Below are 6,203 nucleotides of genomic sequence, written 5' to 3' on the forward strand. Positions count from 1 at the left end.
CTATCTACCCTTTATACTTTACTTCACCACCGACTATAGTTGATATAATACTAAAGTTTTCATCAAAAATGACTATATCTGCATCATACCCTTTTTTGAGTTCACCCTTATTGATACCAAGTTTACCCGCAGGTATTTTTGTCGCACTATTCACAATTTCAACAATGTCCATCGAAGTGTGTGCTTTCATATTGGCCAATGCATCATTCATTTTCAGTACAGACCCGGCAAGTGTTCCATCTTCCAATACAGCCTTGCCGTCATTGACTTCAACCCTTCTCCCCCCTAGATCATACGTTCCACACTTCATACATCCTGCTCTCATAGCATCTGTAATAAGTATGAGCTTCTCTTTTTTGATTCTCTGTACCAGTTCAAGAACAGAAGGATGTGTGTGTACCAGATCTGCAATAATGTCACAGGTCATATCAGAATCAAACACTGCACCCACAATACCTGGTTTTCTATGATGATACGGGTTCATAGCATTGAACAGATGGGTTGCATGAGATATCCCCCAGGCAAAACTCTCTTTGGTCTTTTCGTAACTTGCATCAGAATGTCCAATGCTTAAAATAATATCTGGAAACTCTTTTGTCAATAGCTTTACAAAATACTCACTTCCTTCTATTTCCGGTGCCAATGTGATCATTTTTATTTCTGCCAAATAGTTTTCAATAAGTGCTAAATTAGCTGTTTGTACATACTCTTTATCTTGAGCACCATGTTTAGAAGCGTTGATAAAAGGCCCCTCAAGATGAATACCTAGTATGTTCGCACCTGTAACCTTGCTAGCATGAAGTTGAATATTTTGTAAAGCCTTGTCAATATCTTGATCTGACATGGTCATCGTTGTAGCTAAAAAAGAAGTGGTTCCTGTTTGAAGAAGCGTTGAAGAGATAGTTTCCAAGGTATCAGGTGTTGCATCCATCACATCTGCCCCACCATTTCCATGTATGTGCAGATCTATAAACCCTGCACTAACATACGCACCATTGGCATCTATGATGTCAACCTCGTTCATATCTATCTTATCTACTATATCAATAATTTGATGGTCAAATAAAAGTATTTTCCCTTCAATAAACCTGTCATTTAAAAGTATCTTAGCATGAGTGATGGCTTTCATTTTATTGTCCTATCTGCATGGATCTGCTGCAAATAATAAAGATTCAGAGTGAAAACAACGAATTCTTGTTGTTTTCCGATCACACTTCCTCCCTAAGACTCTCTTTGAGCACACGCTTGAGTACTTTACCTGTGGCATTTTTGGGTAAGGCAGAGACAATATGGATCTGTTTTGGTATCTTGTAATTTGCAAGATGTTCTCTCATATATTTTTTCAAACCTGCTTCATCAAGTAACGCTACATTCTCTTCAAGTTCTACATATACAACCGGCACCTCTCCACTCTTTTCATCCACAATACCTATCACAGCAGATGAAGCGACGCCTTCAAATACATCTACAATTTCTTCTATTTCTCTAGGGTAGATATTGATACCTTTTGAGATAATGAGATCTTTTTTTCTATCTACAATGAACAGAAACCCTTCATCATCCATATACCCTACATCACCTGTCAGTAACCAGCCATTGATGATGGTCTCCTCTGTTGCGGTAGGACGATTAAGATACCCTTGCATTACATTATCACCCTTGACGATAATGTCACCTATAGCGCCACGGTCCACTTCATTCAAATCTTCATCTACGATCTTTATCTCATAACCATAGAGTACTGTTCCTACTGAACCAGGTTTTTGTTTTTTAAACGTATTCATACTTACAGCAGGACTTGCTTCACTCAGTCCATACCCTTCGAGTAACGTCGCTCTTTTAAACTTCTTTGACATCGCGTCAAGTGTTTTAGGCTGTAATGCAGCTGCACCGGATATAAATGCACGGATATTGTTAAACCACATAAAATACCATGGAAGCTTTGCTTTAGCCAAAGCATTATAGACATCTGGTATTCCAAAGAAAAGTGTCACACGTTTCAGCAACGTCTGTTTAAAGATATTTGAAAAAGGCTGGATCGATTTGATGATCACAATACTCATCCCTATATACATTGGCAGCATAATACCGATCGTAAATGTAAATGAGTGGAACATCGGTAAAAATACAATACCTCTATCTCTAGGTTTTACCTTGATCGTCTTCTCACCAGAACGTGCATTTGAAAAGATATTCTTATGGCTCAACATCGCACCTTTAGGTTTACCTGTTGTTCCTGAAGTATAAATGATAACAGCTGTGTCTTCCAGCGCAGTGGATGTCTGTGCTACAGAGGACTCTGTCTCTAATGCTTCATCAAAAGAGTAATGCTGTTCACCCTGTGCACTCTTATTATCTTCCCATAAAATAAACTGACATAAGTGACTCGCTTTACTACTGTTAACAACCTTCCCATGCACTGCAGATGCTATAAGCACAGAAGAACCACTGTCTTCTAAAATATAAGTCAGTTCATCTTCTTTCAAAAAAGTATTAATAGGTACAATGATCGCACCTAATTTTGACGCTGCGAATATACTATAGACAAACTCCGGAGAATTACGTAAAAAAAATGCGACTTTATCCCCTCTTTTTACACCTTTTTCTGCAAGAAAGGCAGCAAGTTTATCGACTGCTTCTAGTATATCTGCATAGGTGATCTTCTCATCATCCACAAAAAGAGCGACTTTTTTACCGCGCTTTTTCGCCTGAAAGGTGATCAGCTCATAAAAGTTATTAAACTTATAGTCCATTCTAGTACTCGTATGCCACGCCTATCGTTGTTAAGAATGCGCCACCTTCACTAAATCCACCACCATTCGCAAGGATCAGATTATCCGCAACACCAGGAGTTACACTACGTGCCTCTTTGCTATCATACAGGAATGCTGCACCCCAAGAAAGATCTTCTGTCTGCTGATATCTGAATCCCATTGAGAATATCTTTGCATCACTATCAGGAAGTTCAAACCCTATCGTCTCTGTAGGCACAGGCGTTTCATCGATAGCAAACCCCATCATTGCAGTGATTTTGTTATCCATTTCGATAGTTGCCCCTACTCTATATGTATTTGTATCTTTCCAGTCTTTTGGAGATATTGGAAGAGGTGTTCCTACGAATTCCAGTGTTTCATACGCTGACCAGTATGTTCTCTCATAATTAAATTCAAGAGTGAATTTATCATTCCATGTTTTAGAAATTGCAAGGTTCAATGCTGCAGGTAACGGAACAGTTACACTGGCATCCATACTGGTTCCATTTATAGTAGCTGTTCCCTCTTCCTCTAATTCTATTTCTGATCTATAGGTTACTGCCAGGTTGATATCAGACGTTGGCTTATATGTCATCGCTAAGTTATAACCAAATTCAAATGTATCCCCTTCCAAATCTACTACAAGTGGAATCCCTATACCTGTTGCATCATTTTTGACAACACCTTCACTATAGATAAATCTTAAACCTGCACCAACAGATAGTTCATCCGATATCTTATATGAAGCAGAAGGATTAACTTCTACCACCTTTAATGTGAACTCTTCTGCAAATGCTTTTTGATATGTTGTCTTCCATCTTTTAGTCAATCCGCCTGGAGCGACCATACTTACACCCCATCGAAAATCACCTATAGCTGGTGCGACATAGTGGAAAAATGGAATAAGTATATCTTCTGTCTCAGACTCACCTGAAATTGGGTCCGTTAATGTGTAAACATTTGAAGGTAAATGTGCAAGTGTTAATCCACCTTCTACATAACTCCTCTCTGCATCCATAAAAGCCATATTTGCAGGGTTATGATAATTCGTATCTGCCCCTGTAGTATGTGCAACATATGCTGCTCCTAACGACATCGAATTCAATGACTGCTCCGGAATTTTATATCCTCCTGCCATGACAACCGAACTTGCTATTGCACTAAGTGCCAAACCTTTTACTAATATTCCCATTTCTTCTCCCTTTTTTTGATTAACATACTCCTTGAAGTGCAGCAAAGCTACACTTCAATTGCCCCGCTAGGAAATGCCCTTGGGGTACCTCCCACTAAAGCCTCGTCCTCGACTCGGAAAACAATCTTTAGTTATTCAATCAAAGCGTATAATGCTCTGATCTCCTCTGCCCAAATTGACTCATCAATTGTTTCCAAGACAAGTGGTATGTCATCCATACGCGAGTCATTCATTATAAATCTAAAAGCATCCCATCCGATCTCTCCCTGACCTAATGAGTGATGCCTGTCCACACGAGAGCCTAAAGGAGGCTTAGAATCATTGATGTGCATTCCCATCAGGTACTCACTTCCCACGATCTTATCAAAGCTGTTCCATGTTTCATCATAGGTTTCTCTGGTACGGATATCATATCCTGCTGTAAACATGTGACAGGTATCGATACAAACGCCTACGCGGCTTTTGTCTTCTACCTTATCTATGATATGTGCCAAATGTTCAAATTTGTACCCAAGATTGGAACCTTGTCCTGCAGTATTTTCAATGACAAGTTTTACATTTGAATCTGGAGTAGCTTCAATGGCTCTGTTGAGTGAATCTCCTATCACATCCAAACATCCCAATTCAGCCTGCATAAGCTTATCCATATACTCCGGGTCTTTTTTAGCGATCTTTGTCAAATGAGATCCTGGATGAAAGTTTAATCTATCCAACCCTAAAGTACGACAACGCTCTAGTTCATCTATGAACGCATCTCGTGATTTTTCAAGTTTTTCTACTTCAGGATGTCCTAGATTTATAAGGTAAGAGTCATGAGGTAAGATATGTTTAGGCAAGATACCTGAAACTTCAAGATTTTTGTGAAACGCATCTATTGTTTTTGTTTCTAAGGGTTTTGCTACCCACTGTCTTTGGTTTTTGGTAAAAAGTGCGAATGCTTTCGCTCCTATTGCCATAGCATTAAGTGGTGCATTATCTACACCCCCACTGGCACTGACATGTGCTCCGACAAATTTTGCCATTTTAAAACCTTAGTATTGTTTTTTGACTTTTATAAGTATTGCATTGATTGTATCATGGAAAATAATTTGATTATTTAAAACACTATAATCGATATTATATTTATCTTTTTTTACTATTTTTTGTGTAAACCCGTTACCCTTTGTTTCTAACCCTGCACCATCGAACACTGATTTTCCTCTAAAAACATTCTCTAATATATCGTCTGGATACATACTATTTAACACTTTTTTATTGAAGGTACTTCTACTCATACATTCCAAAAGACTCATACAAACAGATGTTTCAGAGATTTCTAAAGTCATCAATGCCTGTCCGCTACCGTAGATCTCTACTTTCATCTCTTCTTCATTTTCATAAATAAAACCCATATCTGCATATTTGAATGTAGGTGTTTTAAACATGATGAATGCAGCATTTTGTTTGACATATTCTTTAGGGGCACATGCAGAGAAAAGAAACCCCATTATTAGAAGCGAAACTGTTCTTTTAAAATTCATTTATTTTTCCATTTTTTTAGATAAATTATACACTATTTAAGAGATTTTTAAGCACCCTATCTATATAATCCCATCCACAAGTTACAGATGGCCCCATCGTCTAGCGGTTAGGATCCATGGTTTTCATCCATGTTACAGGAGTTCAAGTCTCCTTGGGGTCACCATTTTATAGCTTGTAAACTTTTCAATATTTGTGGCCCCATCGTCTAGCGGTTAGGATCCATGGTTTTCATCCATGTTACAGGAGTTCAAGTCTCCTTGGGGTCACCATTTAGTATTTTACTACATGATCTTAATTTTATACAAAACCCCACATTAATAAAAATAAAAGTGAGTCTTTACATGTTTCGTCTATTTTATATCACTATACTACTCATATTGCCTTTACAAACCGTTGCATCTACCTTTTATACGGTCCGTATTGCTGTTTACAACAATGCTGATACTTTGCAACATGAGTTAAATAAACTCTCTCCAACATTAAGAAAAACGATCCAGATCAAAAAAAGAGGAAATCAGCACGTTGCATCTTCTGTCCAAACGGATAAAAAAGAAGCCCTACAAAAACTTTTACCTTCTTACCAAAAAGTCTTTCCTGATGCCTTTATCTCATCAGAACAGACACCGGATGTAAACACAACAGAGAGCAATAGAACGATCCAAAAAAAAGCACAAACAATTGAGCAAGTTCCGCAGGTAGCCACTCAAGAGCCTATAGAAGTCAACAACACAGTGACC

6 protein-coding genes and 2 tRNA genes are annotated in these 6,203 nt (G+C 38.2%); 3 read left to right on the forward strand and 5 right to left on the reverse strand.

The window, feature by feature from the left end:
• Positions 1 to 4 precede the first annotated feature (4 nt).
• The 5 genes from nagA to WBM70_RS07015 all read right to left on the reverse strand — a co-directional run bounded on the left by nagA (position 5) and on the right by WBM70_RS07015 (position 5,465).
• A complete protein-coding gene (nagA, locus tag WBM70_RS06995) occupies positions 5 to 1,129 on the reverse strand; it encodes an N-acetylglucosamine-6-phosphate deacetylase (protein ID WP_424557785.1) in 1,125 nt (374 codons plus the stop codon).
• A 79-nt stretch (positions 1,130 to 1,208) separates the two neighbouring features.
• On the reverse strand, positions 1,209 to 2,753 hold the full coding sequence (locus WBM70_RS07000) for a long-chain-fatty-acid--CoA ligase (protein WP_424557786.1): 1,545 nt from the start codon (positions 2,751 to 2,753) through the stop codon (positions 1,209 to 1,211).
• 1 nt (position 2,754) lies between these two features.
• Positions 2,755 to 3,945 carry an OmpP1/FadL family transporter gene (locus WBM70_RS07005; RefSeq protein ID WP_424557787.1) on the reverse strand — a complete coding sequence of 397 codons (1,191 nt, stop codon included), beginning with the start codon at positions 3,943 to 3,945 and terminating at the stop codon, positions 2,755 to 2,757.
• A gap of 131 nt (positions 3,946 to 4,076) precedes the next feature.
• On the reverse strand, positions 4,077 to 4,967 hold the full coding sequence (nfo, locus tag WBM70_RS07010; RefSeq protein ID WP_424557788.1) for a deoxyribonuclease IV: 891 nt from the start codon (positions 4,965 to 4,967) through the stop codon (positions 4,077 to 4,079).
• A 9-nt stretch (positions 4,968 to 4,976) separates the two neighbouring features.
• Positions 4,977 to 5,465 (reverse strand): hypothetical protein, encoded by a 489-nt coding sequence (locus WBM70_RS07015; RefSeq protein ID WP_424557789.1) that lies wholly within the window; start codon positions 5,463 to 5,465, stop codon positions 4,977 to 4,979.
• 89 nt (positions 5,466 to 5,554) lie between these two features.
• Here WBM70_RS07015 and WBM70_RS07020 point away from each other — a divergent pair.
• The 3 genes from WBM70_RS07020 to WBM70_RS07030 all read left to right on the forward strand — a co-directional run.
• A tRNA-Glu gene (locus WBM70_RS07020) sits at positions 5,555 to 5,629 on the forward strand.
• Positions 5,630 to 5,660: 31 nt separating this feature from the next.
• A tRNA-Glu gene (locus WBM70_RS07025) sits at positions 5,661 to 5,735 on the forward strand.
• A gap of 72 nt (positions 5,736 to 5,807) precedes the next feature.
• Positions 5,808 to 6,203 (forward strand): hypothetical protein (locus WBM70_RS07030; protein WP_424557790.1); only part of this gene is annotated, 396 nt, incomplete at its 3' end.

The sequence above is a fragment of the Sulfurovum sp. genome (genome assembly GCF_049668085.1).
GTDB lineage: Bacteria > Campylobacterota > Campylobacteria > Campylobacterales > Sulfurovaceae > Sulfurovum.

Bases quoted from the DNA above. Each gene is read 5' to 3' on its own strand.
- nagA (WP_424557785.1), bottom strand. From the start codon at position 1,129: ATGAAAGCCATCACTCATGCTAAGATACTTTTAAATGACAGGTTTATT.
- WBM70_RS07000 (WP_424557786.1), bottom strand. From the start codon at position 2,753: ATGGACTATAAGTTTAATAACTTTTATGAGCTGATCACCTTTCAGGCG.
- WBM70_RS07005 (WP_424557787.1), bottom strand. From the start codon at position 3,945: ATGGGAATATTAGTAAAAGGTTTGGCACTTAGTGCAATAGCAAGTTCG.
- nfo (WP_424557788.1), bottom strand. From the start codon at position 4,967: ATGGCAAAATTTGTCGGAGCACATGTCAGTGCCAGTGGGGGTGTAGAT.
- WBM70_RS07015 (WP_424557789.1), bottom strand. From the start codon at position 5,465: ATGAATTTTAAAAGAACAGTTTCGCTTCTAATAATGGGGTTTCTTTTC.